Source organism: Pseudomonas sp. Larv2_ips (genome assembly GCF_963879675.1).
Classification (GTDB): Bacteria; Pseudomonadota; Gammaproteobacteria; order Pseudomonadales; family Pseudomonadaceae; genus Aquipseudomonas.
The window spans coordinates 184,285-209,558 of record NZ_CAWOAW010000014.1 but is presented as its reverse complement, the minus strand read 5'-3'; the positions used below and the strand labels follow the sequence as shown (position 1 = coordinate 209,558).

Sequence of the window (25,274 nt, the reverse complement as noted above, 5' to 3'; positions counted from 1 at the left end):
TTCTTACTTGTGTAGTGAATTTTCTGTAGGACATAGTTCCTAGTCAGGTGTTAAAAATTCATTCAACAACGCAAAATATGAATTCGAACTGAAAAATAAACCCATCAACTTTCCTGACCGACAAAAACTTAAACATCCCCCTGAGTTTTTAAACATTGTGTTCGGTTCAACCCCCGCGACTTAATCGGCAGGCAAAAAAAATGGCCCCTTAACAGGGGCCATTTCTAACAACGCAGATCACTCAGAACAGCTTGCGACCCTTGTTGGCAGCAATGCGCATGCGCAGTGCGTTCAACTTGATGAAGCCCGCAGCATCCGCCTGGTTGTAGGCGCCGCCGTCTTCTTCGAAGGTAGCAATGTTGGCGTCGAACAGCGATTCATCGGACTTGCGGCCGGTGACGATCACGTTGCCCTTGTACAGCTTCAGGCGGACAACGCCGTTCACGTGGGCCTGGGAGGCGTCGATCATCTGTTGCAGCATCAGACGCTCAGGGCTCCACCAGTAGCCGGTATAGATCAGGCTGGCGTACTTGGGCATCAGCTCGTCTTTGAGGTGAGCCACTTCACGGTCCAGGGTGATGGACTCGATGGCGCGGTGAGCGCGCAGCATGATGGTGCCGCCCGGGGTTTCGTAGCAACCACGGGACTTCATGCCCACGTAACGGTTCTCGACGATGTCGAGACGGCCGATACCGTGTTCGCCACCGATACGGTTCAGGGTCGCCAGCACGGTGGCCGGGGTCATTTCGACGCCGTCCAGCGCGACGATGTCGCCGTTGCGGTAGGTCAGTTCCAGGTATTGTGGCTTGTCAGGAGCGTTCTCCGGGGAGACGGTCCATTTCCACATGTCTTCTTCGTGCTCGGTCCAGGTGTCTTCCAGCACGCCGCCTTCATAGGAGATGTGCAGCAGGTTGGCGTCCATCGAGTACGGGGACTTCTTCTTGCCGTGACGCTCGATCGGGATCGCGTGCTTTTCAGCGTAATCCATCAGCTTTTCACGGGACAAAAGGTCCCACTCACGCCACGGAGCAATCACTTTCACGCCTGGTTTGAGCGCGTAGGCGCCCAGTTCGAAGCGCACCTGATCGTTGCCCTTGCCGGTCGCGCCATGGGAAATGGCGTCGGCGCCGGTTTCGTTGGCAATTTCGATCAGGCGTTTGGCGATCAGCGGACGTGCGATGGAAGTACCCAGCAGGTACTCGCCTTCGTAGACGGTGTTGGCGCGAAACATCGGGAAGACGAAATCGCGGACGAACTCTTCGCGCAGGTCGTCAATGTAGATCTCTTTCACGCCCATGGCTTGCGCCTTGGCACGTGCAGGTTCGACCTCTTCGCCCTGACCCAGGTCAGCGGTGAAGGTCACCACTTCACAGTTATAAGTATCCTGCAGCCACTTGAGGATCACCGAAGTGTCCAGGCCGCCGGAATACGCGAGAACGACCTTGTTTACGTCGGCCATGCCATCACTCCACGGGGTTGTACGGAAAGGCGTCGATTCTACCGACCAAAACCGTGAATTTACAGAGGCGCGACAGCAAATGAAGATAAAGCGACAGATTATGTCGAGCGGGCGACCGAGGGTCGCACCTTAAGACGTGTGTGCCGGGTTGCTCGGTGCAGTGGCCTGCGGCGCCGGTTTCTCGGGGGCTGCCACGCGTTCCAGCTGGATATTCACGCGGCGATTGCGCGCCCGGTTGGCGGCATTGGTGTTGGGCGCCAGTGGGTAGCTCTCGCCGTAAAACCGCATGGAAATCTGCGATTCCGGGATGCCATTGGCCTTTAAGTAGTCCGTGACCGCCAACGCCCGGCGGCGCGAGACATCACGGTTGGTCAGGCGATTTCCGCTGTTGTCCGAATGGCCGTTCAACTCGACATGGTTGACGGTAGGATCGGCTTTCATGAACGCCACAATCACGTCCAGCTTCTTCTTCGCGGCCGCGTCCAGTTCAATGCCGCCACCGGGAAAGCCGACTTCGGTCTGTTTGACCTGGTCGTAATTCATCGGCAACAGCTTGGTGGTGCACAATTGGTAGTCGTTGTAGGCCTTGTTGAACTTGACCGGCAACAGACGAATTTCCGAGTAGCCGCCTTCGCGCCCGTAATGCCGCACGGTCGGGCTACGTCCTTCCAGCAAACCGGTGAACAGCCGCCCGGCCTGAGCTTGGGAGCTGTTGAACAACACCTCGCCACTGCCGGCACGCACGGCGCCAAGGTTGATGTCCCCGCGGCCCGGCTGCCAGGGCGCAGCGGCGGCCAACAAGGTCGCCGAGCCCGCACCCAGCGCGCCGTTGTAGGCTTTCAGGCGAAACGTCGCCTGCTCACCGGCCCGGCGCACGAACTCACCCGAGCCGAAATCGGTGATCGGCTGGGTCAAGCGGCATTCGAACTGGTCGCCTTCCACCTTCCACTCAATATTCTCCAGACGTGTCTGGAACGTGAGGGCCATCGCAGGCAGGCTGGCGAACACACTGAGCAGGGCTAGATAATGCTGGCGCACGGGAGGCTCCACTGGTTTCTACAACACTTCAAAGCGTCATACGTCGTTAAGGCATACCCAGGGATATCGGTAGCGTCCTGCAAAACTTGATAGCGAGTGCCTGCAAGAGTCTTTTCCGGTAGCATTCCCACCAGATTGACCCGCCTGGAATCCCCAATGTCCGACCGCCTGACCCTGCTGCGTCCCGACGACTGGCATATTCATCTTCGCGATGGTGCTGCGTTACCCCAAACCGTGGCCGATGTAGCGCGCACATTTGGCCGCGCCATCATCATGCCTAACCTGGTACCTCCGGTGCGTAATGCCGCTGAAGCCGACGCCTATCGCCAGCGCATCCTCGCTGCACGGCCGGCCGGCAGCCGCTTCGAACCGCTGATGGTGCTTTACCTCACTGACCGCACCCAGCCTGACGAAATTCGCCAGGCCAAGGCCACCGGCTTCGTGCACGCCGCCAAGCTGTATCCGGCGGGCGCGACCACCAACTCCGATTCCGGCGTGACCAGTATCGACAAGATCCTGCCGGCCATCGAAGCCATGGCTGAAGTCGGTATGCCGCTGCTGATTCACGGTGAAGTCACGCGTGGCGATGTCGACGTGTTCGATCGCGAGAAGGTCTTCATCGACGAGCATATGCGCCGCGTGGTCGAGCTGTTCCCGACGCTTAAGGTAGTGTTCGAACACATCACCACGGCCGACGCCGTGCAGTTTGTGACCGAGGCTTCGGCCAATGTCGGTGCGACCATCACTGCGCATCACCTGCTCTACAACCGCAACCACATGTTGGTGGGCGGGATTCGGCCGCACTTCTATTGCCTGCCGATCCTCAAGCGCAACACTCACCAAGTGGCCTTGCTGGACGCCGCCACCAGCGGCAGCCCGAAGTTCTTCCTCGGCACCGACTCCGCGCCTCACGCTCAACACGCCAAAGAAGCCGCGTGTGGCTGTGCCGGCTGCTACACCGCTTATGCGGCGATCGAGCTGTACGCCGAAGCGTTTGAACAGCGCAATGCCCTGGACAAGCTCGAAGGCTTCGCCAGCCTCAACGGCCCGCGTTTCTACGGCCTGCCGGCGAATACCGACCGCATTACCCTGGTTCGTGAAGACTGGACCGCCCCTGCCAGCCTGCCGTTTGGCGAGCTGACTGTTATCCCGCTGCGCGCCGGTGAAACACTGCGCTGGCGCCTGCTGGAGGAAAGCAAGTGAGTGAAGACCATTACGATGACGAACACGAGCACAGTGGCGGCGGTTCCCGTCACCCGATGGCCGAGCGGTTTCGCGGCTATCTGCCGGTGGTCATCGATGTAGAAACCGGTGGCTTCAACTGCGCCACCGACGCCTTGCTGGAAATTGCCGCGACCACCATCGGCATGGACGAGCAGGGTTTTGTGTTTCCCGAGCACACCCACTTCTTTCGTGTCGAGCCGTTCGAGGGCGCGAACATTGAAGCAGCCGCTTTGGAATTCACCGGCATCAAGCTCGACCACCCGCTGCGCATGGCGGTGAGTGAAGAAGCGGCGCTGACCGATATCTTCCGTGGTGTGCGCAAGGCGTTGAAGGCCAATGGTTGCAAACGCGCGATCCTGGTCGGCCACAACAGCAGCTTCGACCTGGGCTTCCTGAATGCCGCCGTGACGCGGTTGGACATGAAGCGCAACCCGTTTCACCCGTTCTCCAGCTTCGACACTGCTACCCTCGCGGGCCTGGCATATGGCCAGACCGTGCTGGCGAAAGCCTGTCAGGCGGCCGGTATCGACTTTGACGGGCGTGAGGCTCACTCGGCTCGCTACGACACCGAGAAGACGGCCGAGTTGTTCTGCGGCATCGTCAACCGCTGGAAGCAGATGGGCGGCTGGGAAGACTTCAACGACTGAGGCCTGCCCGAGCGCTGTTGTGGCGAACGGGCTTGTTGTGGTGCGGGCTTGTTGTGGTGAGCGGGCTTGCCCCGCGTTGGGCTGCGCAGCGGCCCCAGAACCAAACAACGCGGTCTGCCAGGTAAATCGTGGCGGTCTAATTGGGGCTGCTTCGCAGCCCAACGCGGGGCAAGCCCGCTCGCCACAACTTACTCACTCACCACAACCTACCCACTCGCCACAACAACCCATTGCCACAACAATCCTCCAGCCACTGAACACCAGTCGCCACAAGGTCATTTCCCGCGCATAAAAAAACCGGCCTTCTCAGGCCGGTTTTTTTTGCTTCGAACGTGGCTTACAGCTTGCCAGCGTTCTCGGTCAGGTAAGCCGCAACACCTTCGGTGGAAGCGGTCATGCCTTTGTCGCCTTTTTTCCAGTTGGCAGGGCAAACTTCGCCGTGCTCTTCGTGGAATTGCAGCGCGTCGACCAAACGGATCAGCTCTTCCATGTTACGGCCCAGCGGCAGGTCGTTGATGATCTGCGAGCGCACAACGCCCTTGTCGTCGATCAGGAACGCGCCACGGAAAGCCACGCCGCCTTCGGACTCAACGTCGTAGGCCTTGGCGATGTCGTGCTTCATGTCGGCAGCCATGGTGTATTTGACTTTGCCGATGCCGCCATCATTGATGGCGGTGTTGCGCCAGGCGTTGTGAGTGAAATGGGAGTCGATGGAAACGGCTACCACTTCAACGTTGCGCGCCTTGAAATCGTCCATGCGGTGGTCCAGAGCGATCAGCTCCGACGGGCAGACGAAGGTGAAGTCCAGCGGGTAGAAGAACACCAGGCCGTATTTGCCTTTGATGGCTTCAGACAGTTTGAAGCTGTCTACGATTTCGCCATTGCCGAGGACGGCAGGTACGTCGAAATCCGGGGCTTGTTTGCCGACGAGTACGCTCATTGGTTATCTCCTGATGCAGGGGTGACGATTGAAGTAAAAGGACCGGCCCAGTCTGACGCGAATAAGCGACAGCCCTGTGACGCGGTCACGCTTCGTGAAGACCGACCATCATACACTGAAAAAACCGTTCGTCAGCGCACGGGCAGTGCCGGGCAATACCCTACGAATCTACTTTGACAATCATTCTCGTTAACATTAAGATCCATCGCACTTAAGCCTTAACCCGCGATGGTTCTCCCTTATGTATGTCTGCCTCTGCACTGGCGTCACCGACGGACAAATCCGCGAAGCAATCTACGAAGGTTGCTGCAGCTACAAGGAAGTACGTGAAACCACCGGCGTTGCCAGCCAGTGCGGTAAATGTGCTTGCCTCGCCAAGCAAGTGGTACGGGAAACCCTGACGCAGCTGCAAACCGCTCAGTCAGCACTCCCCTACTCAGCAGAATTTACACACGCTTAAATAGCGTGTTTTGAAGAACCGGACTTAGTGTCCGGTTTTTTTATGCCCGCAATTCAATTAGTTAGCGTCAAGACGCGGAACACAAACATTCTTATTCCGATTAATTTTCATTTATTATTCAATAACTTAGGTTTGACACTAGGGATTTCGCCGCTCAAACTCCGCCTATATACAGCTAATACAGGGCAGGACCCCAGTCATGAAAGGCGACATCTCAGTCATCCAGCAACTCAATAAAATCCTTGCCAATGAACTGGTCGCGATCAATCAGTACTTCCTGCATGCGCGCATGTATGACGATTGGGGCCTGGAAAAGCTCGGCAAGCGCGAATACAAAGAATCCATCAAGGCCATGAAAGACGCGGACGCGTTGATCAAGCGCATCCTGTTCCTGGAAGGCCTGCCGAACGTGCAGGACCTGGGCAAGCTGAACATCGGCGAGCACACCCAGGAAATGATCATCAGCGACCTGAAGTTCGAACAGAAGAGCCACAGCGATCTCAAGGCCGCCATTGCGCACTGCGAAACCAAGGGCGATTTCGGCAGCCGTGAACTGCTCGAAGACATTCTGGAAGACCAGGAAGAACACATCGACTGGCTGGAAACCCAACTGGGCCTGATCGACAAAGTCAGCCTGGAAAACTACCTGCAATCGCAGATGGGTGAATAACCCGTAGTCAACAGGCCATAAAAAAGCCCCGCTCTCTTTCGAGAAGCGGGGCTTTTTATTGACTGACGCACTGAAGGCGCCGGCTAGCCGGCGCCTTCAGGATTACGCGTCGGTCTTGGCGGCGGCGTTTGCCGCTGCTTCTTTGATCAGCGCTTGCAGCGAACCATCCGCAGCCATTTCAGTGATGATGTCACTGCCGCCGACCAGCTCACCGGCTACCCACAGCTGCGGGAACGTCGGCCAGTTGGCGTACTTCGGCAGGTTGGCGCGGATTTCAGGGTTTTGCAGGATATCCACGTAGGCGAATTTCTCGCCGCACTGCATGATGGCCTGGGAAGCCTTCGCGGAGAAACCGCACTGAGGAGCGTTTGGCGCGCCCTTCATGTAAAGCAGAATGGTGTTGTTGGCAATCTGCTCTTTGATCGTTTCGATGATATCCATGGAACACCTCGGCTGGAACTTTGCGACTCACAGGTCGGCACGGTGGCGCATTGTAACGCAAAATTCCAGCCCGGTGGTCGGGCGCCTCAGGCAGCCGCTACCTGCACCGGCACACCGTTGAGCGCAGCATTGCCGGATAACTCGTCCAACTGCCGCTCGTCGGTCAAGTCATTCGCACTCGCCCCCGGCTGCCCGCTGGCAATGCTCATCTGCACGCCTGGGCGTCCATGCCCCCAGCCATGGGGCAGGCTGACCACGCCGGGCATCATGTCCAGGCTGGCCACTACTTCCACTTCGATCATGCCGATGCGCGAACTGACGCGCACCCGCTGACCATCGCTCAATTGTCGACTGGCCAGGTCATCAGGGTGCATATGCAACTGGTGCCGAGGCTTGCCCTTCACCAGACGATGATAGTTATGCATCCACGAGTTATTGCTGCGCACATGACGACGGCCGATCAACAGGAGTTCATCCAACACCGGCCCGGGGTGTGCTGCGAACCGCGCCAAGTCAGCCAGGATCACAGCCGGCGCTGCCTGCACCCGGCCGTTGGCGGTCTTCAAGCGCGCGACAAGATTGGGCTTGAGCGGCCCCAAATCCACGCCGTGCGGATGGTCGGCAAGCATCGCCACCGACAACTTGTGATCGGAAGCGTCACCGTAAGCCCCGGCACGCAAACCGAAGTCAATCATCTGCGCCGGCGCCATGGTCGGTTTGAGCGCCACGCCTGTCTGCGCCGCGAAGGCCTTGGCCAGGCCGACAAAAATTTCCCAGTCGTGCAGCGCGCCTGCGGGCTTGGGCAGGATCGCGCGGTTGAACCGAGTGACGTTGCGCACGGCGAACATATTGAACGTGGTGTCGTAGTGATCGTTTTCCAGCGCCGAGGTGGACGGCAGGATGAGGTCAGCGTAACGCGTGGTCTCGTTGATATAGAGGTCGATGCTGACCATGAACTCAAGCCCGTCCAGCGCCTGCTCCAACTGGCGACCGTTTGGCGTCGACAACACCGGGTTGCCGGCCACGGTCACCAGGGCGCGGATCTGGCCTTCGCCTTCGGTGAGCATTTCCTCCGCCAAGGCGGACACCGGCAATTCACCGCCATATTCCGGGCGCCCGGACACGCGACTCTGCCAGCGATTGAAATGCCCGCCACCGGTTGACGCCACCAAGTCCACGGCCGGCGAGGTGCACAAGGCGCCGCCGACACGGTCCAGATTGCCGGTCACCAGATTGATCAATTGCACTAACCAATGGCACAGCGTACCGAAGGCTTGGGTGGACACGCCCATGCGCCCGTAACAGACCGCCTTGTCCGCTGCGGCAAAGTCCCGCGCCAGCTGGCGGATCTGTTCGGCAGGCACTGCACATTGGCGGCTCATGGCTTCAGCGGTAAACCCGGCAATCGCGCGACGCACGTCTTCAAGACCGTCGACCGGCAAATGGCTTTCACGCGTCAGGTTCTCGCTAAACAAGGTGTTGAGCAACCCGAACAACAACGCCGCATCGCCTCCGGGCCGCACAAACAGATGCTGATCGGCGATCGCCGCCGTCTCGCTGCGTCGTGGGTCAACCACCACCACGCTGCCGCCCCGCGCCTGAATGGCCTTGAGACGCTTCTCTACGTCAGGCACGGTCATGATGCTGCCGTTGGACGCCAACGGGTTGCCGCCCAGGATCAGCATGAAATCGGTGTGATCGATATCCGGAATCGGCAGCAGCAGGCCGTGGCCGTACATGAGATGACTGGTGAGGTGATGAGGCAGCTGGTCCACCGAGGTCGCGGAAAACCGATTGCGCGTCTTGAGCTGGCCAAGGAAGTAGTTGCTGTGAGTCATCAGCCCATAGTTGTGCACGCTGGGGTTGCCCTGGTACACCGCCACCGCATTCTGCCCATGCCGGGCCTGGATACCCGCCAGGCGCTCAGCGACCAGCGTGAATGCCTCGTCCCATGGGATCGGTTGCCATTCGTTGCCCACGCGCAACATGGGCTGGCGCAAGCGGTCCGGGTCGTTCTGGATGTCCTGCAATGCCACCGCTTTGGGGCAGATGTGCCCACGGCTGAAGGTGTCCAGCGCGTCACCCTTGATTGAGGTGATCGCCAGGCTGCCGTCGTCGGCCCGGGTGGTTTCCAGGGTCAGGCCGCAGATGGCTTCACACAGATGGCAGGCACGGTGGTGGAGAGTCTTGGTCATGGCCAGTCTCTTTATTGGGCTTTGACCCAACTATGGCCCGTCACCTGAGCGCGTACCAGTAAGGTTCGCCCCGTGAATCGAGAGGCATCAGGCCAGACCATGAGCAAATGTTTCAAAACCTTGCGAAGAGCCGCCGAAACCGACGCAGCCTGGCCTGCGCCCGCCCCCACGCATTGCAAAAGGTCTCAGCGCCAGTGTACAAATGGCCCGCTGCTGTCAGGAATCAGTCTTCAAAAGCGCTTCAGCGCCCTTCTTGAACACCCTTAAAAACCGTAGCCCTATTGGTAAGACGCGACATTTAATTATAAGATCGCGCCTTCCCCTATTTCGTCGCCCCGTGCGGCTTTCGCCGCAGGTCTCGCCCGTTGTCACAATAAACAAGGCTTTGAGTATCTGCGGTCTGTTGCAAAAAGGTAGTTAATGATGAGCGCAAGGCACTTTCTCTCCCTGATGGATTGCACGCCCGAAGAGCTGGTCAGCGTGATCCGTCGAGGCATTGAGCTTAAAGACCTGCGTAACCGCGGCGTACTGTTCGAGCCTTTGAAAAACCGTGTGCTCGGGATGATTTTCGAGAAGTCGTCGACACGCACCCGTGTGTCGTTCGAAGCCGGCATGATCCAGCTGGGTGGCCAAGCCATCTTCCTGTCCTCGCGCGATACCCAACTGGGCCGCGGCGAGCCGATTGCCGACGCCGCCCGCGTGATGTCGCGCATGCTCGACGCGGTAATGATCCGTACCTTCGCGCACAGCACCGTGACCGAATTTTCCGCCAACTCTCGGGTGCCGGTGATCAACGGCCTGTCCGATGACCTGCACCCCTGCCAGTTGCTGGCCGACATGCAAACCTTCCTTGAGCATCGGGGTTCGATCCAGGGCAAGACCGTGGCCTGGATTGGCGACGGCAACAACATGTGCAACAGCTATATAGAAGCGGCGATCCAGTTCGACTTCCAACTGCGCGTTGCCTGCCCGGAAGGCTATGAGCCGGATGCACGTTTCCTGGCTCAAGCCGGCAACCGCGTCACCGTCGTGCGTGACCCGCGTGACGCGGTGATCGGCGCGCACCTGGTAAGCACCGACGTCTGGACCTCCATGGGCCAGGAAGAAGAAACCGTCAAGCGCCTGGCCCTGTTCGCACCGTTCCAAGTAACCCGCGCCCTGCTCGACCTGGCCGCGCCGGACGTGCTGTTCATGCATTGCCTGCCCGCGCACCGTGGCGAAGAAATCAGCCTTGACCTGCTCGACGATGAGCGTTCGGTCGCGTGGGACCAGGCCGAAAACCGCTTGCACGCCCAGAAAGCGTTGCTTGAATTCCTTGTCCCGCCGTCGTACCACCACGCATGAGCCAGCCATTACTGCTGAACCTGCGCAATCTGGCATGCGGCTATCAAGACCAACGCGTGGTGCAGAACCTCAACCTGCACCTCAACGCGGGCGACATCGGCTGCCTGCTGGGCTCTTCGGGCTGTGGCAAAACCACTACCTTGCGCGCGATCGCCGGGTTTGAACCGGTGCACGAAGGTGAAATCAGCCTGGCCGGCGACGTGATCTCCAGTGCCGGCTTCACCCTCGCACCGGAGAAACGCCGGATCGGCATGGTGTTTCAGGACTACGCGCTGTTCCCGCACTTGAGCGTGGCCGACAACATCGCCTTCGGCATTCGCAAGCACCCACAAAAAGACCGCGTGGTCGCTGAGTTGCTCGAGTTGGTCAACCTGAAGAACCTGGGCAAACGATTTCCCCATGAGCTTTCCGGCGGCCAGCAACAACGCGTCGCCCTCGCCCGCGCCCTGGCGCCGGAGCCGCAACTCTTGCTGCTCGATGAGCCGTTCTCCAACCTCGACGGCGAACTGCGGCGCAAGCTCAGCCACGAGGTGCGCGACATTCTCAAGGCGCGCGGCACCAGTGCGATTCTGGTCACTCATGATCAGGAAGAAGCCTTTGCGGTGAGTGATCAGGTGGGGGTTTTCAAGGAAGGCCGTCTTGAGCAGTGGGATACGCCCTACAACCTCTATCACGAGCCACAAACGCCGTATGTCGCCAGCTTTATCGGCCAGGGCTATTTCATCCGTGGCCAGTTGAGCTCACCGGAGTCGGTCAGCACCGAACTCGGCGACCTGCGCGGTAATCGTGCCTACACCTGGCCCACCGGCGGCGCGGTGGACGTGTTGCTGCGCCCGGATGACATCGTTTATGCACCGGACAGCGCGTTGAAAGCGCGGATTGTCGGCAAAACGTTCCTTGGCGCTTCGACCTTGTACCGTCTGCAATTGCCGACCGGTGCACAGCTGGAGTCGATTTTCCCCAGCCATGCTGATCATCAGGTGGGTGTGGACGTGGGGATTCGGGTGGCGGCTGAGCATTTGGTGTTGTTTCAGGCTTCGGGCAGCGTTGCGGCGCAGATTCCTAAAGCCGACTCCGGCGTAAGGCGCTACAGCCCCGCCAACTGAGTAACTGACGAAACCAGATCAAAATGTGGGAGCGAGCTTGCTCGCGAATGCGGAGTGTCAGTTAACGAATTTATTACTGAACCACCGTTTTCGCGAGCAAGCCCGCTCCCACATTGGATCTCGTCGTATTCAAAATGCGAGTTTCAGGCCCGTCCAATCGGCGCGAATGTGGCCTGGGTATGCTCAGCCAGCACCGCCGCCGGCAGCTCAACTTCCAACCCCCTCCTCCCGGCACTGACAAAAATCGTTGCAAACGGCTGCGCCGTCACGTCGATAAATGTGCGCAAACGCTTCTTCTGTCCCAATGGGCTGATGCCGCCCAACAAGTAACCGGTGGAGCGTTGCGCCGCTGCTGGGTCGGCCATTTCGACCTTTTTCACCCCGGCTGCATGGGCGAGCGCCTTTAAATCCAGACTTCCGACGACTGGCACCACCGCCACCAACAATTCGCCTTTCTCACTGCTGGCCAGCAAGGTCTTGAACACCTGGGCCGGGTCGAGCCCCAACTTTTCCGCGGCCTCCAGGCCATACGACGCCGCCTTGGGGTCATGTTCGTAACTGTAGATGTGATGTTCGGCACGAACTTTTTTCAACAGGTCCAGTGCGGGGGTCATGGCTACTCCGGGCATGGCAAACAGAGGGCCAATTCTAGGCCAAGCGTCAGCAAAACGCTCTAGTGCGCCACTCCCGCGAGACGTACCAATCGGCGTAAGCGTGATCATTCACCAGACCAATAGTTCGAAAATGACCGATGGTTCACTTTCGACCTTTGACAGCCGTCATTCTTGTCTATATTTTTTCGTTTCCGAATACTGTAGGAATAGCACCTGCGGTACTCCAGCAATAAGCCATGTCCTGGATGGGGATCCTCGCCACGGTGAAAATCGCGCAACAGCCCGTTGAGGCCGCGCGCCAAACAAGAACAACAATTGAGGTTTTCCATGACAACTGCTCTTCAACAGCCTTCACTTTCGAGCCAATGCATGGCCGAATTCCTGGGGACTGCGCTTCTGATCTTCTTCGGTACAGGATGTGTCGCTGCGCTCAAGGTCGCGGGTGCCAGCTTTGGGTTGTGGGAAATCAGTATCATCTGGGGGATCGGCGTCAGCATGGCGATCTACCTGAGCGCCGGTATTTCCGGGGCTCACCTCAATCCGGCGGTGAGCATAGCCCTGTGCATTTTTGCCGATTTCGAAAAACGCAAACTGCCCTTCTATATCCTCGCCCAGGTCGCCGGCGCCTTTTGCTCCGCCGCGCTGGTGTACACGCTCTACAGCAATCTCTTTTTCGATTACGAACAAACCCACCACATGGTTCGCGGCTCCCAGGCCAGCCTGGAGCTGGCGTCGGTGTTCTCCACCTACCCGCATGCCCTGCTGAGCACAGCCCAGGCGTTTCTGGTGGAAATGGTCATCACCGCCATCCTGATGGGCGTGATCATGGCCCTTACCGACGACAACAACGGCCTGCCACGCGGCCCGTTGGCCCCGCTGCTGATCGGCCTGTTGATCGCGGTGATTGGCAGTGCCATGGGCCCACTGACCGGCTTTGCGATGAACCCGGCGCGGGATTTCGGGCCCAAGCTGATGACCTTTTTCGCCGGCTGGGGTGAAATGGCCTTTACCGGTGGCCGCGATATTCCTTACTTCCTGATTCCGATTTTCGCGCCGATTGTCGGCGCCTGCCTCGGTGCTGCGGCCTATCGCGGGCTGATTGCCCGTCATCTGCCGAGCGCCACACCTGCTATAGATGAAACACCTGACACGGCTGTCAACGGCAAGACGCGTATTTCCTGATAGCGCCAGCCTGGTCCCTCTGCCCCTTTGCGGCCCAGGCTGATTCCTTACTCTCTTATTTTCCGTCCAAGGCAATCGACATGACCGATATTCAGAATAAGAACTACATCATTGCCCTTGATCAGGGCACCACCAGTTCGCGGGCGATCATCTTTGACCGTGACGCCAACGTGGTCTGCACCGCCCAGCGCGAATTTACCCAGCATTACCCGCAAGCCGGCTGGGTCGAGCATGACCCGATGGAAATCTTCGCCACCCAAAGCGCGGTGATGGTCGAGGCCCTGGCACAAGCCGGCCTGCACCATGACCAGGTCGCTGCCATCGGTATCACCAACCAGCGTGAAACCACCGTGGTCTGGGACAAGATCACTGGCCGTCCGATCTACAACGCGATCGTCTGGCAATGCCGGCGCAGCACCGAGATCTGCCAGCAGCTCAAGCGTGATGGTCACGAGCAGTACATCAATGACACCACCGGCCTGGTCACCGACCCGTACTTCTCCGGCACCAAGCTCAAGTGGATCCTCGACAACGTCGAAGGCAGCCGTGAGCGTGCGCGCAACGGCGAGCTGTTGTTCGGCACCATCGACAGCTGGCTGATCTGGAAATTTACCGGCGGCAAAACCCACGTTACCGATTACACCAACGCCTCGCGCACCATGCTCTTCAACATCCACACCCTGGAGTGGGATGCGAAGATGCTGGAGATTCTCGACGTGCCGCGCGAAATGCTGCCGCAAGTCAAATCGTCTTCGGAAATCTACGGCCGTACCAAAAGCGGTATCGCCATCGGCGGCATCGCCGGTGACCAGCAAGCGGCCCTGTTCGGCCAGATGTGCGTAGAAGCGGGTCAGGCCAAGAACACTTACGGCACCGGCTGCTTCCTGCTGATGAACACCGGCGACAAGGCCGTCAAATCCCAACACGGCATGCTCACCACCATCGCCTGCGGCCCCCGCGGCGAAGTGGCCTACGCCCTGGAAGGCGCGGTATTCAACGGTGGTTCCACCGTACAGTGGCTGCGTGACGAGCTGAAGATCATTGCCGATGCAACCGACACCGAATACTTCGCCGGCAAGGTCAAAGACAGCAACGGCGTATACCTGGTCCCGGCCTTCACCGGCCTGGGCGCTCCTTACTGGGACCCGTATGCGCGTGGCGCGCTGTTCGGCCTGACCCGTGGCGTACGGGTTGATCACATCATTCGTGCAGCCCTGGAGTCGATTGCCTACCAGACCCGCGACGTATTGGACGCCATGCAACAGGACTCCGGCGAACGCCTCAAAGCCCTGCGTGTGGACGGTGGCGCAGTCGCCAACAACTTCTTGATGCAGTTCCAGGCCGACATCCTCGGCACTCGGGTCGAGCGCCCGCAAATGCGCGAGACCACCGCGCTGGGCGCCGCTTACCTGGCCGGCCTGGCCTGTGGTTTCTGGGGCAGCCTGGACGAGCTGCGCGGCAAGGCCGTGATCGAGCGTGAATTCGAACCCACGCTGGACGAAGCCGCCAAAGAAAAACTCTACGCCGGCTGGCAGAAAGCGGTAAGCCGTACCCGCGATTGGGAACCGCACGAAGGCGCTGAATAAGCCAAGCGCCGGACCCACATAGGGTTGTAACTGGCGGGGAGCGGCGTGCTGCGTCATCATGGGCCACTTTTGTATGGCAGCCCAAAGGACGCCCCATGAATCTGCCTCCCCGCCAGCAACAAATCCTCGAACTGGTCCGCGAACGCGGCTATGTCAGTATCGAGGAGATGGCGCAGCTATTCGTTGTCACCCCGCAAACCATCCGCCGCGATATCAATCAGCTGGCGGACGCCAATCTGCTGCGCCGCTACCACGGCGGCGCGGCCTATGACTCCAGTGTCGAGAACACCGCGTACGCCATGCGTGCCGACCAGATGCGCGATGAGAAACAACGCATCGGCGAAGCCATTGCCGCACAAATTCCTGATCATGCCTCGCTGTTCATCAATATCGGCACCACCACCGAATCGATCGCGCGCGCGCTGCTCAATCACAATCACCTGAAAATCATCACCAACAACCTCAACGTCGCCACCATGCTCAGTGCCAAGGACGACTTCGACGTACTGTTAACCGGCGGTAATGTGCGCCGCGACGGTGGTGTGGTCGGTCAGGCGAGCGTCGATTTCATCAACCAGTTCAAGGTCGACTTCGCCCTGGTGGGCATCAGCGGTATTGACGAAGACGGCAGCCTGCTCGACTTCGATTACCAGGAAGTGCGGGTTTCCCAGGCGATCATTGCCAATGCGCGCCAGGTGATCCTGGCGGCCGACTCAAGCAAATTCGGGCGCAATGCCATGATTCGTTTGGGGCCGATCAGCCTGGTGGACTGCTTGGTGACCGATCAGCAGCCAGTGCCCGCGCTGGTGCAGTTGTTGAACCAGCACAAGGTTCGGCTGGAAGTCGTTTAGCGCCGTTACTGGCGCTATCGAGGGCAAGCCCCTCCCACACTGGAATGCGATCAATCTGTGGGAGGGGGCTTGCCCCCGATAGCGATCTATCTGCCACCCTCATGTTCACAAATTTTCCCTTTGCCCCCCTTCGATGAGTTTTTTCAATCGAAGTTGGCTGGCTGTGCGCGCGTTTATCAGCTACCATTTTCGTAAATGAACATTAATGTTCGAATTCCAAGACGAAAAGATCGCGAGGCTAGCCGATGAACCCTTCCACCTTGCCTGCTCCACCGCTTGCCGAAGTCTATGACGTTGCCGTAATTGGTGGCGGGATCAATGGCGTCGGCATCGCAGCAGACGCAGCCGGTCGAGGTTTGTCGGTATTCCTTTGCGAAAAAGACGACTTGGCCAGCCACACGTCCTCGGCCAGCAGCAAGCTGATCCACGGTGGCCTGCGTTACCTCGAACATTACGAATTCCGCCTGGTGCGCGAAGCCCTGGCCGAACGTGAAGTGCTGCTGGCCAAGGCCCCGCATATCGTCAAGCAAATGCGTTTTGTGTTGCCACACCGCCCACACCTGCGCCCGGCGTGGATGATTCGTGCTGGCCTGTTCCTGTATGACCACCTGGGCAAGCGTGAAAAACTCGCCGGTTCCAAGAGCCTCAAGTTCGGCCCTGACAGCCCGCTGAAAAGCGAAATCACCAAAGGCTTCGAATACTCCGACTGCTGGGTCGATGACGCCCGCCTGGTGGTGTTGAACGCCATGGCCGCTCGCGAAAAAGGCGCGCATATCCACACCCAGACCCGTTGCATCAGCGCGCACCGCAACAACGGCATGTGGGAAATGAACATGGAACGCGCCGATGGCAGCCTGTTCTCGATCCGCGCCCGCGCCCTCGTGAACGCCGCCGGCCCATGGGTCGCCAAGTTCATCAAGGAAGACCTGAAGCTGGATTCGCCTTACGGCATCCGCTTGATCCAGGGCAGCCACCTGATCGTGCCGAAACTGTATGAGGGTGCCCACGCACACATCCTGCAGAACGAGGACCAGCGCATTGTCTTCACGATTCCGTACCTGAACCACCTGACCATCATCGGCACCACTGACCGCGAATACACCGGCGATCCGGCGAAAGTAGCGATTACCGAAGGTGAAACCGACTACATGCTTAAAGTGGTGAATGCCCACTTCAAGAAGCAGTTGAGCCGCGACGACATCGTCCACACCTACTCCGGCGTGCGCCCGTTGTGCAACGACGAGTCGGACAACCCGTCGGCCATCACCCGCGATTACACCCTGTCGCTGTCTGGCGGCACTGGCGAGGCGCCAATCCTGTCGGTGTTCGGCGGCAAGCTGACCACCTACCGCAAACTCGCCGAGTCGGCGATGGCGCAGCTGGCGCCGTTCTTCACCCAGATGCGTCCAAGCTGGACGGCCACGGCCAGCCTGCCGGGCGGCGAGAACATGACCACGCCAGAAGCGCTGGCCGAGGCAGTTCGCGCCAAGTTCAACTGGGTCCCGGCCGAGATCGCGCGTCGTTGGTCTACCACCTACGGCAGCCGCACCTGGCGCTTGCTCGAAGGTGTGCAGTCGCTGGCTGACCTGGGCGATCACCTGGGTGGCGGCCTGTACACCCGCGAAGTCGATTACCTGTGCGCCGAAGAATGGGCAACGAAACCGCAGGACGTGTTGTGGCGCCGTACCAAACTTGGGCTGTTCACCACCCCAGAGGAACAGGCCAACGTGCAGCGTTACCTGTCCAAGGTCGAGCAGAACCGCGCGAAGATCGAAGCGGCCTGATCAAGCCGTCGTGAAAAGCCCCTGTGCCCAAAGGCCAGGGGCTTTTTTTATGCCTGCTGCGCCTGGCGCTGATACCGCAGGCCCATGTCACGAATGCCGCTGAGGGCGGAGCCCAGCAACACCGGATAAGCCGCCTGCAAAAACCCGGGTGTTGCCGTTGCCAGCGCGCGCTCCAGCCACAGGCAGGCCTGCGGCTCATCGCCGGTTTCGGCCAGCTCGGCAGCGTGGTTGTATTGCCCGCGAAAATCGCCCGCCTCGGCTGAGCGCTGATACCACTGCCGCGCCAGTTGCACATCCTTGGACACCACGACGCCTTCATGGTGGAACCGCCCCAGCAGGTTCATCGATTTGGCATGCCCTTTGGCCGCCGCCTGCTCGAACAACTCATACGCGGCGACAAGGTCGCGCTCGACACCGCGACCGCGCGTCAGCAACTGGCCGTAGTTATACAGCCCCCAATCCAGCCCAAGGTCGCCCGCTTTGCGGTAATGCTCGGCGGCGTCCGGCAGGTCGATTTCGCAACCCCAGCCGTTTTCAAGGCAGCGCCCGATCATGTTGATGGCCATCGGGTGGTCCTGACGTGCGCTGATGCGAAACCAGCTCAGCGCCAACGCTTCGTCCTTTTGTATGCCCCGACCCTCCAGCAACAACTGACCCAAGGTCGCCTGCGCGTCGGCATCACCCAATTGCGCAGCGTGCATCACCCATCGCGCATACGCGCGCGGGTTATCACCGATTTCACCCGATTCATTGCCTGGCCGCGCGCTCTGCATGCTCGTCTGCACTCTCTCAAGCTGACAAAAATTTCATGAATCATCCTGTTACAAACTATTACATTTGAGATCGTTTATCAATTACGATCACCTCTCAATTCCAACAACACGAGACTATTCAATGGCTACCGGGATCAGTTCTGCCCCTCATTCATCGCGGCATTTGCTCGCATCGGCGGTGGGTTTGGCAGTGGCTGCGCAAGGAGGATTCAGCTATGCAGCGGAGACTGCAGATGACGGCACAGGGGTAATTCAGCTCGGCGCGACCAGTATCGAAGGTCAGGCCCCAAGCCAGAGCGTTTACAACCCCGTAGCGCCTTCCTCCCCCAAGTACACCGAGGCGCTGCGTGATACACCGCAGACGATTACCGTGGTGCCCAAGGAAGTCATTCACGATCAAAACCTGCTGACCCTGCGCGACGTGCTCAGCACCGTGCCAGGCATTACCTTCGGCGCCGGCGAAGGCGGCAGCGGTTACGGCGACAGCATCAACCTGCGCGGTTTCTCGGCCAGCGGCGACATCTACGTCGACGGCGTGCGCGACAGCGCGCAGTACAGCCGCACCGACCCGTTCAACCTGGAACAGGTCGAAGTCGTCAGCGGCGCGAGTTCGGTGTACTCAGGTTCCGGCGCGGTCGGCGGCACCATCAACCTGGTGTCCAAGCAGCCGGAATTACGCGACAAAACCACGATCAGCGCCGGCATCGGCACCGATAACTACAAGCGCACCACGCTGGATACCAATCAACAACTCAACGACACCACGGCGTTCCGGCTCAACCTGATGGCGCATGGTAACGATGTGCCGGGCCGCGATTATGAAGATTACTCGCGCTGGGGCATTGCGCCCTCCATCGCCTTTGGCCTGGGCACGCCGACCCGCGTTACCGTCAGTTATGAACACCAGAAAGATGACAACACGCCGCAGTACGGCATCCCCATCTACAACGGCAAGCCGATGCCGGGTGTGGGTTGGAGCGACTATTACGGTTACCACAACATCAATGACCAGCAAATCACCTCGGACGCGTTCAGCCTGAAACTCGAACACGACTTCAACGACGCCGTGTCAGTGCGCAACTTCACCCGCGTCGAGCGCGTGCGCCAGGACCTGCGCGCCTCCGGCCCCGAAGGTGCCCAGGCCGGCTGCCTGGCCAGCGGCACCCAGATAACGGGCGCGCCCTGCGCCACCGGCCTCAAGCCAGGCTATTTCCAGCCAAGCGGCGGTTCGCTGGGCAACGAGCGCAACACCCAGAACAAAATGTTCACCAACCAGACTGACGTAACCAGTCACTTCAGCACGGGCTTTATCGACCACACACTGGTGACCGGCATCGCCATCAGCCGCGAGGAATACGAGGCGGATACCGGAAAATGGCTGACCAACAGCAACGGCAGCACGATCGTTCCACCGCCGGTCAGCTTCAGCGACCCCAACTCGGACTGGACCGGCCCCGTCAACTTCACCCGCGCAGCCCACGTTGACGGTGCGCTGAACAACCGCGCCGCCTACGCCTTCGACACGCTCAAACTCAACCCGCAATGGGAAATCAACGGCGGTTTGCGTTACGAGCACAATGCCGGCAGTTCGGTCACCAATGCCTACTCCAGCACCGGCGTGGAAACGCCCGGCGTTCGCTACGGCCAAGCGGATGACCTGACGTCCTATCGCCTGGCGCTGGTGTACAAACCGGTGGAAAACGGCAGTTTCTATATCGCCTACGGCAACAGCAAGACGCCGTCGCAAGCCAGCGTCAATGGTGGCTGCTTTACCCCGGCGAAAACGTCCAGCGCGCCCACCAACAACTGCAACGTTGCCCCGGAAACCGCCGTCAGCTATGAGATCGGCACCAAATGGGACTTCCTCGACAATGCCTTGTCGGTCACCGGCGCGATCTTTCGCAATGACCGCACCAACTACAAAGTCGCCGATCCCGACCCGACCAACCTGAGCGGCACGCAATCGCTCGACGGCAAAGCACGCGCAGACGGCGTGGCACTCGGCCTGAGCGGTGCGATCACGGATAAGTGGAAAGTCTTCGCCAACTACACCTACCTGGATACCCGAGTGTTGCGCAGCGCCAGCGACTTCACCCTGGCCACCACCGGCTTCGACGCGCAGAAAGGCGAGCCGCTGCCGTTTACGCCGAAACATGCGGCCAGCCTTTGGACGGTGTACGACCTGCCCTACGACTTTCAGGTGGGCTACGGCATCACGGCGCAATCCAAGCAGTACCTGGTCAGCGCCGCCGGGGCACCGACTGCGCCGGGCTACGCCGTGCAGCGCGCGATGCTCGGCTACAAGGTCAACAAACAGTTGAACCTGCAGTTGAACGTTAACAATCTGTTCGACAAGGAATACCTGACGCGCATCCGTAACAACGGTTGGGCGGTGCCGGGTGATGGGCGTGCGGCGGTTGTTTCGGCTGACTATACGTTCTGATTGTGGGGGGTGTTTTGGGGGGCATATCCGTTGGTTGGGTGATGGCGGGTATGGGTTCCGCCCTTACGGCGGGTCACTTTGGAAAAGCCCCAAAGTAACCAAAGGGCTCTTGCCCCACCACTCGGCACCTCGCTTAGGCTCGGTGTGCCCGAACGAAGGCTTGAATCCGTGGGCCGCCGTGACGGGCCATCCATGGCCCAACACGGCTAACCCGGCGTCCTGCCGGGTTACCCACGGATTCAAGCCTGCGTTCGGCCGCGTGGTTTAACGGGGCGCCTAAGATCAAGATCAAGATCTACAGCACGGCGGCCTAGTAGCCGACCTGAGTGGTAGAAGCAAAAGCAAAGCCGAGGCGGCCTGACAGCCGACCTGATTCTGGAAGCTGTACTCAGTCAAATGTGGGAGCTGGCTTGCCTGCGATGGCATCGACTGGGAGTTACTGATACACCGAGTTGCCTGCATCGCAGGCAAGCCAGTTCCCACAGAAAAGCAAAAGCAGTGCGGTGCTGGAGGCTGAACTCGGTCAACTTGTGGGAGCGGGCTTGCTCGCGAAGGCGGTGGATCAGTCAACTCATGTGTAGCTGACACTCCGCATTCGCGAGCAAGCCCGCTCCCACATTTGGATCTCAGTGCATCAGATATGAGATGTGTTTCTCCGCTTTTGATCCGCTTTTGCTTCAACCACTCAGGTCGGCTACTAGGCCGCCGTGCTCTGCTTTTGATCTTGATCTGACAGGCCCCGTCAACCACGCTGGCCGAACGCAGGCTTGAATTCGTGGGTAACCCGGCAGGACGCCGGGTTAGCCGCGTTGGGCCATGGATGGCCCGTCGCGGCGGCCCACGGATTCAAGCCGGAGTGAGGGCACACCGAGCCTGGGCGAGGTGCCGAGTGGTGGGGCAAAGACCTTTTGGTTACTTTTGGGGCGTTTGCCAAAAGTGACCCGCTGTAAGAGCGGAACCCTAAGCCGCCCTGACCGCAGCAACGGATATACACCCCCCACCGCAGCCATTCGGTTTTCCGAACACCACACCCCAAACCATTCGGTTTGCCGGACCAAACCGCCAAACCCCTCCCGTCATACAAACTTAATACCCATATAAATCAACCAGATAACCTTTTATCCCTGGTATGGCACGACTCATGCTCTACACTCCCTGACGATTGCCTGCGACGCTTCAGGAGCCGTCACGGGCATTCGCTGTACAAAAGAGAGCCGTCTAGCCGGCTTCATAAAAAAAACAAATGTCGAGGAAGTATTGATGCGCATCGTTCCCCATATCCTGGGCGCAGCTATCGCTGCTGCTCTGATCAGCACTCCAGTTTTCGCCGCCGAACTCACCGGCACACTGAAGAAAATCAACGACTCCGGCACCATCACTCTCGCTCACCGCGACAGCTCCATTCCGTTTTCCTACATCGCGGACGGCTCGGGCAAACCCGTGGGCTACTCCCACGACATTCAACTGGCCATCGTTGAAGCCCTGAAAAAAGACCTGAACAAACCCGATTTGAAGGTCAAGTACAACCTGGTCACCTCGCAAACCCGTATCCCGCTGATCCAGAACGGCACCGCGGATATCGAATGCGGCTCCACCACCAACAACGCCGAACGCGCTCAACAAGTTGATTTCACCGTCAACATGTTCGAAATCGGCACCCGCCTGCTGGTCAAGAAAGACAAGGATGGCAAGCCGTCCTACGCTGACTTTGCCGACCTGAAAGGCAAAAACGTCGTGACCACCGCTGGCACCACGTCCGAGCGCATCATCAAAGCGATGAACGCCGATAAGCAAATGAGCATGAACGTCATCTCCGCCAAAGACCACGGCGAATCCTTCCAGATGCTGGAAAGCGGCCGCGCCGTCGCCTTCATGATGGACGACGCCCTGCTCGCAGGCGAAGAAGCCAAGGCCAAGAAGCCGGACGACTGGGTCATCACCGGTACGCCACAGTCTTTCGAAGCCTATGCGTGCATGGTGCGTAAAGACGATCCAGCCTTCAAAAAAGCTGTCGATGACGCCATCGTCGGTCTGTACAAATCCGGCGAAATCAACAAGATCTACAGCAAGTGGTTCGAGAGCCCGATTCCTCCAAAAGGCCTGAACCTCAACTTCCCGATGAGCGACAAGGTTAAGGAGCTGATCGCTAACCCAAGCGACAAACCAGCCCCTGACGTAAAAATCTGATACCTGACTAAGCTTATCTCCTGAGGGAGCCAACCCTCCCTCAGGCGTCTGTTACTACCTGCTGGCTTTAATTTGGAACACTCGACCTGGCGGTTTTCGAGCCGATCGCGTGTGCCTGGCGTTCAACGTCGGGCGGGAAAGGATCTTCCCCAAGCGGGTGCTTGTACATCGATCGATCTCGAGGGGAGACCCTAATGAATTACAACTGGGACTGGGGCGTGTTCTTCAAGTCCACTGGCGTGGGCAGCGAGACTTATCTCGACTGGTACATCGCCGGCTTGGGCTGGACCATCGCCATCGCTGTCGTGGCATGGATTATCGCCTTGTTGCTGGGGTCCATTCTGGGCGTCATGCGCACCGTGCCAAACCGCATCGTATCGGGCATCGCGACCTGCTACGTGGAACTGTTTCGTAACGTGCCGCTGCTGGTTCAGCTGTTTATCTGGTACTTCCTGATACCCGATCTGCTGCCGCAAAACCTGCAGGACTGGTACAAACAAGACCTCAACCCGACCACCTCGGCCTACCTGAGCGTCGTCGTGTGCCTGGGCCTGTTCACCGCCGCCCGTGTGTGTGAACAAGTGCGTACCGGCATCCAGGCGCTGCCACGCGGCCAGGAATCTGCCGCACGCGCCATGGGCTTCAAGCTGCCGCAGATCTACTGGAACGTGCTGCTGCCTCAAGCTTACCGCATCATCATTCCGCCGCTTACCTCGGAATTCCTCAACGTGTTCAAGAACTCCTCCGTGGCGTCCTTGATCGGCTTGATGGAACTGCTGGCGCAAACCAAACAGACTGCCGAGTTCTCGGCCAACCTGTTTGAAGCCTTCACCCTGGCCACGCTGATCTACTTCACCCTGAACATGAGCCTGATGCTGCTGATGCGCGTGGTCGAGAAGAAAGTCGCGGTGCCCGGCCTGATCTCCGTGGGGGGTAAATAATGGACTTCGATTTCAGCGGCATCATCCCCGCCATTCCTGGCCTGTGGAACGGCATGGTCATGACCTTGCAGTTGATGGTCATGGGTGTGATCGGCGGTATCGCGCTGGGTACGATGCTGGCGCTGATGCGCCTGTCGTCCAGCAAACTGCTGTCGCGTCTGGCCGGCGCCTACGTGAACTACTTCCGCTCGATCCCGCTGCTGTTGGTGATCACCTGGTTCTACCTGGCGGTGCCGTTCGTGTTGCGCTGGATCACCGGCGAAGACACCCCGATTGGTGCGTTCACCTCCTGCGTCGTGGCCTTCATGATGTTCGAAGCCGCGTACTTCTGTGAAATCGTGCGGGCCGGCGTGCAGTCGATCCCCAAGGGCCAGATGGCCGCCGCACAGGCGATGGGCATGACCTATGGCCAGACCATGCGTCTGATCATCCTGCCCCAGGCGTTCCGCAAGATGACCCCGTTGCTGCTGCAACAGTCGATCATCCTGTTCCAGGACACCTCGCTGGTTTACACCGTGGGCCTGGTGGACTTCCTCAACTCCGCCCGCTCTAACGGCGACATCATTGGCCGCTCCAATGAGTTCCTGATCTTCGCCGGTGTCGTCTACTTCATCATCAGCTTTTCCGCCTCGCTGCTGGTCAAGCGTCTGCAAAAAAGGTTTGCCGTATGATCTCTATCAAGAACATCAACAAGTGGTATGGCGACTTCCAGGTGCTGACCGATTGCAGCACCGAGGTTAAAAAAGGCGAAGTGATCGTGGTGTGCGGGCCGTCCGGCTCGGGTAAATCCACCCTGATCAAGTGCGTCAACGCACTGGAACCGTTCCAGAAAGGCGACGTGGTGGTGGACGGCACGTCTATCGCCGACCCGAAGACCAACCTGCCGCAACTGCGCTCGCGCGTGGGCATGGTGTTCCAGCACTTCGAACTGTTCCCGCACCTGACCATCACCGAAAACCTGACCATCGCGCAGATCAAGGTGCTTGGCCGCAGCAAGGAAGAAGCCACCAAAAAGGGCCTGCAACTGCTTGAGCGCGTCGGCCTTTCGGCACACGCGCACAAGCACCCGGGCCAGCTTTCCGGCGGCCAGCAACAACGGGTGGCGATTGCCCGCGCCCTGGCCATGGACCCGATCGTCATGTTGTTCGACGAACCGACCTCGGCGCTCGACCCTGAGATGGTCAACGAAGTGCTCGACGTGATGGTGCAACTGGCCCACGAAGGCATGACCATGATGTGCGTAACCCACGAAATGGGGTTTGCGCGCAAAGTGGCCGACCGTGTGATCTTCATGGACGCCGGCAAGATCATCGAAGACTGCCCGAAGGAGGAGTTCTTCGGCGACATCAGCGCCCGCTCCGAACGCGCGCAGCACTTCCTTGAGAAAAT

The 25,274-nt window shown here is 59.3% G+C and carries 22 protein-coding genes; 15 read left to right on the top strand and 7 right to left on the bottom strand.

Annotation, left to right across the window (positions count from 1 at the left end; all coding sequences use genetic code 11):
* Positions 1 to 241: 241 nt before the first annotated feature.
* The gene (locus AACV02_RS07315) at positions 242 to 1,459 is read right to left on the bottom strand and encodes an argininosuccinate synthase (RefSeq protein ID WP_017738284.1); all 1,218 of its coding nucleotides are present in this window, start codon (positions 1,457 to 1,459) and stop codon (positions 242 to 244) included.
* A gap of 129 nt (positions 1,460 to 1,588) precedes the next feature.
* Positions 1,589 to 2,497: a flagellar protein MotY gene (locus tag AACV02_RS07310; RefSeq protein ID WP_106577266.1), complete on the bottom strand. Its 909-nt coding sequence runs from the start codon at positions 2,495 to 2,497 to the stop codon at positions 1,589 to 1,591.
* Between the two features lie 156 nt (positions 2,498 to 2,653).
* Here AACV02_RS07310 and pyrC point away from each other — a divergent pair, with 156 nt between their 5' ends.
* Together pyrC and rnt are read left to right on the top strand one after the other, a co-directional pair.
* Positions 2,654 to 3,700: a dihydroorotase gene (gene pyrC / locus AACV02_RS07305; RefSeq protein ID WP_106577267.1), complete on the top strand. Its 1,047-nt coding sequence runs from the start codon at positions 2,654 to 2,656 to the stop codon at positions 3,698 to 3,700.
* Positions 3,697 to 4,368: a ribonuclease T gene (rnt, locus tag AACV02_RS07300; protein ID WP_017137041.1), complete on the top strand. Its 672-nt coding sequence runs from the start codon at positions 3,697 to 3,699 to the stop codon at positions 4,366 to 4,368. Before pyrC ends, rnt begins: the two co-directional genes overlap by 4 nt.
* Before the next feature lie 337 nt (positions 4,369 to 4,705).
* On the opposite strand, the gene AACV02_RS07295 is transcribed toward rnt, so the two are convergent.
* On the bottom strand, positions 4,706 to 5,308 hold the full coding sequence (locus AACV02_RS07295; protein ID WP_057724790.1) for a peroxiredoxin: 603 nt from the start codon (positions 5,306 to 5,308) through the stop codon (positions 4,706 to 4,708).
* Between the two features lie 241 nt (positions 5,309 to 5,549).
* Between AACV02_RS07295 and AACV02_RS07290 the strand changes: the two genes are divergently transcribed.
* Positions 5,550 to 5,768, top strand: a complete 219-nt coding sequence (locus AACV02_RS07290; RefSeq protein WP_078047118.1) for a bacterioferritin-associated ferredoxin — start codon at positions 5,550 to 5,552, stop codon at positions 5,766 to 5,768.
* Between the two features lie 199 nt (positions 5,769 to 5,967).
* The gene (bfr, locus tag AACV02_RS07285; RefSeq protein WP_106577268.1) at positions 5,968 to 6,438 is read left to right on the top strand and encodes a bacterioferritin; all 471 of its coding nucleotides are present in this window, start codon (positions 5,968 to 5,970) and stop codon (positions 6,436 to 6,438) included.
* Between the two features lie 102 nt (positions 6,439 to 6,540).
* Here bfr and grxD read toward each other — a convergent pair whose 3' ends face one another.
* Positions 6,541 to 6,879 carry a Grx4 family monothiol glutaredoxin gene (grxD, locus tag AACV02_RS07280; RefSeq protein WP_106577269.1) on the bottom strand — a complete coding sequence of 113 codons (339 nt, stop codon included), beginning with the start codon at positions 6,877 to 6,879 and terminating at the stop codon, positions 6,541 to 6,543.
* Positions 6,880 to 6,965: 86 nt separating this feature from the next.
* The gene (locus tag AACV02_RS07275; protein ID WP_119738617.1) at positions 6,966 to 9,074 is read right to left on the bottom strand and encodes a molybdopterin oxidoreductase family protein; all 2,109 of its coding nucleotides are present in this window, start codon (positions 9,072 to 9,074) and stop codon (positions 6,966 to 6,968) included.
* Between the two features lie 423 nt (positions 9,075 to 9,497).
* Between AACV02_RS07275 and argF the strand changes: the two genes are divergently transcribed.
* Both argF and AACV02_RS07265 read left to right on the top strand, forming a co-directional pair.
* Positions 9,498 to 10,418, top strand: a complete 921-nt coding sequence (gene argF, locus AACV02_RS07270; protein ID WP_119738615.1) for an ornithine carbamoyltransferase — start codon at positions 9,498 to 9,500, stop codon at positions 10,416 to 10,418.
* The gene (locus AACV02_RS07265; RefSeq protein ID WP_119738613.1) at positions 10,415 to 11,524 is read left to right on the top strand and encodes an ABC transporter ATP-binding protein; all 1,110 of its coding nucleotides are present in this window, start codon (positions 10,415 to 10,417) and stop codon (positions 11,522 to 11,524) included. The genes argF and AACV02_RS07265 overlap by 4 nt, the downstream gene beginning before the upstream one ends.
* Before the next feature lie 143 nt (positions 11,525 to 11,667).
* Here AACV02_RS07265 and ybaK read toward each other — a convergent pair whose 3' ends face one another.
* Positions 11,668 to 12,138 (bottom strand): Cys-tRNA(Pro) deacylase, encoded by a 471-nt coding sequence (ybaK, locus tag AACV02_RS07260; RefSeq protein ID WP_119738611.1) that lies wholly within the window; start codon positions 12,136 to 12,138, stop codon positions 11,668 to 11,670.
* 327 nt (positions 12,139 to 12,465) lie between these two features.
* Between ybaK and AACV02_RS07255 the strand changes: the two genes are divergently transcribed.
* The 4 genes from AACV02_RS07255 (at position 12,466) to glpD (ending at position 17,541) form a co-directional block, all read left to right on the top strand.
* Positions 12,466 to 13,320, top strand: coding sequence for an MIP/aquaporin family protein (locus AACV02_RS07255; protein WP_119738609.1), 855 nt, complete (start codon positions 12,466 to 12,468; stop codon positions 13,318 to 13,320).
* A gap of 80 nt (positions 13,321 to 13,400) precedes the next feature.
* Positions 13,401 to 14,906, top strand: a complete 1,506-nt coding sequence (glpK, locus tag AACV02_RS07250; RefSeq protein ID WP_106577274.1) for a glycerol kinase GlpK — start codon at positions 13,401 to 13,403, stop codon at positions 14,904 to 14,906.
* A 95-nt stretch (positions 14,907 to 15,001) separates the two neighbouring features.
* Positions 15,002 to 15,757, top strand: a complete 756-nt coding sequence (locus tag AACV02_RS07245) for a DeoR/GlpR family transcriptional regulator (protein ID WP_010212755.1) — start codon at positions 15,002 to 15,004, stop codon at positions 15,755 to 15,757.
* A 245-nt stretch (positions 15,758 to 16,002) separates the two neighbouring features.
* The gene (gene glpD / locus AACV02_RS07240) at positions 16,003 to 17,541 is read left to right on the top strand and encodes a glycerol-3-phosphate dehydrogenase (RefSeq protein WP_119738607.1); all 1,539 of its coding nucleotides are present in this window, start codon (positions 16,003 to 16,005) and stop codon (positions 17,539 to 17,541) included.
* Positions 17,542 to 17,588: 47 nt separating this feature from the next.
* Here the strand turns inward: glpD and AACV02_RS07235 are convergent, their stop codons facing one another.
* Positions 17,589 to 18,314, bottom strand: a complete 726-nt coding sequence (locus tag AACV02_RS07235) for a tetratricopeptide repeat protein (RefSeq protein WP_119738605.1) — start codon at positions 18,312 to 18,314, stop codon at positions 17,589 to 17,591.
* 121 nt (positions 18,315 to 18,435) lie between these two features.
* Between AACV02_RS07235 and AACV02_RS07230 the strand changes: the two genes are divergently transcribed.
* The 5 genes from AACV02_RS07230 to AACV02_RS07210 form a co-directional block, all read left to right on the top strand.
* Positions 18,436 to 20,757 (top strand): TonB-dependent receptor, encoded by a 2,322-nt coding sequence (locus tag AACV02_RS07230; RefSeq protein WP_119738603.1) that lies wholly within the window; start codon positions 18,436 to 18,438, stop codon positions 20,755 to 20,757.
* A gap of 1,260 nt (positions 20,758 to 22,017) precedes the next feature.
* Positions 22,018 to 22,944: a glutamate/aspartate ABC transporter substrate-binding protein gene (locus AACV02_RS07225; RefSeq protein WP_106579409.1), complete on the top strand. Its 927-nt coding sequence runs from the start codon at positions 22,018 to 22,020 to the stop codon at positions 22,942 to 22,944.
* A gap of 194 nt (positions 22,945 to 23,138) precedes the next feature.
* Positions 23,139 to 23,885, top strand: coding sequence for an amino acid ABC transporter permease (locus AACV02_RS07220; RefSeq protein WP_003208731.1), 747 nt, complete (start codon positions 23,139 to 23,141; stop codon positions 23,883 to 23,885).
* Positions 23,885 to 24,556 (top strand): amino acid ABC transporter permease, encoded by a 672-nt coding sequence (locus AACV02_RS07215; RefSeq protein WP_106579410.1) that lies wholly within the window; start codon positions 23,885 to 23,887, stop codon positions 24,554 to 24,556. The genes AACV02_RS07220 and AACV02_RS07215 overlap by 1 nt, the downstream gene beginning before the upstream one ends.
* The coding region (locus AACV02_RS07210) for an amino acid ABC transporter ATP-binding protein (protein WP_157986847.1) at positions 24,553 to 25,274 on the top strand (722 nt) is incomplete at its 3' end. The genes AACV02_RS07215 and AACV02_RS07210, both read left to right, overlap by 4 nt.

Bases quoted from the DNA above. Each gene is read 5' to 3' on its own strand.
- AACV02_RS07315 (WP_017738284.1), bottom strand. From the start codon at position 1,459: ATGGCCGACGTAAACAAGGTCGTTCTCGCGTATTCCGGCGGCCTGGAC.
- pyrC (WP_106577267.1), top strand. From the start codon at position 2,654: ATGTCCGACCGCCTGACCCTGCTGCGTCCCGACGACTGGCATATTCAT.
- AACV02_RS07295 (WP_057724790.1), bottom strand. From the start codon at position 5,308: ATGAGCGTACTCGTCGGCAAACAAGCCCCGGATTTCGACGTACCTGCC.
- AACV02_RS07290 (WP_078047118.1), top strand. From the start codon at position 5,550: ATGTATGTCTGCCTCTGCACTGGCGTCACCGACGGACAAATCCGCGAA.
- bfr (WP_106577268.1), top strand. From the start codon at position 5,968: ATGAAAGGCGACATCTCAGTCATCCAGCAACTCAATAAAATCCTTGCC.
- grxD (WP_106577269.1), bottom strand. From the start codon at position 6,879: ATGGATATCATCGAAACGATCAAAGAGCAGATTGCCAACAACACCATT.
- AACV02_RS07275 (WP_119738617.1), bottom strand. From the start codon at position 9,074: ATGACCAAGACTCTCCACCACCGTGCCTGCCATCTGTGTGAAGCCATC.
- argF (WP_119738615.1), top strand. From the start codon at position 9,498: ATGAGCGCAAGGCACTTTCTCTCCCTGATGGATTGCACGCCCGAAGAG.
- AACV02_RS07265 (WP_119738613.1), top strand. From the start codon at position 10,415: ATGAGCCAGCCATTACTGCTGAACCTGCGCAATCTGGCATGCGGCTAT.
- ybaK (WP_119738611.1), bottom strand. From the start codon at position 12,138: ATGACCCCCGCACTGGACCTGTTGAAAAAAGTTCGTGCCGAACATCAC.
- AACV02_RS07255 (WP_119738609.1), top strand. From the start codon at position 12,466: ATGACAACTGCTCTTCAACAGCCTTCACTTTCGAGCCAATGCATGGCC.
- glpK (WP_106577274.1), top strand. From the start codon at position 13,401: ATGACCGATATTCAGAATAAGAACTACATCATTGCCCTTGATCAGGGC.
- AACV02_RS07245 (WP_010212755.1), top strand. From the start codon at position 15,002: ATGAATCTGCCTCCCCGCCAGCAACAAATCCTCGAACTGGTCCGCGAA.
- glpD (WP_119738607.1), top strand. From the start codon at position 16,003: ATGAACCCTTCCACCTTGCCTGCTCCACCGCTTGCCGAAGTCTATGAC.
- AACV02_RS07235 (WP_119738605.1), bottom strand. From the start codon at position 18,314: ATGCAGAGCGCGCGGCCAGGCAATGAATCGGGTGAAATCGGTGATAAC.
- AACV02_RS07230 (WP_119738603.1), top strand. From the start codon at position 18,436: ATGGCTACCGGGATCAGTTCTGCCCCTCATTCATCGCGGCATTTGCTC.
- AACV02_RS07225 (WP_106579409.1), top strand. From the start codon at position 22,018: ATGCGCATCGTTCCCCATATCCTGGGCGCAGCTATCGCTGCTGCTCTG.
- AACV02_RS07220 (WP_003208731.1), top strand. From the start codon at position 23,139: ATGAATTACAACTGGGACTGGGGCGTGTTCTTCAAGTCCACTGGCGTG.
- AACV02_RS07215 (WP_106579410.1), top strand. From the start codon at position 23,885: ATGGACTTCGATTTCAGCGGCATCATCCCCGCCATTCCTGGCCTGTGG.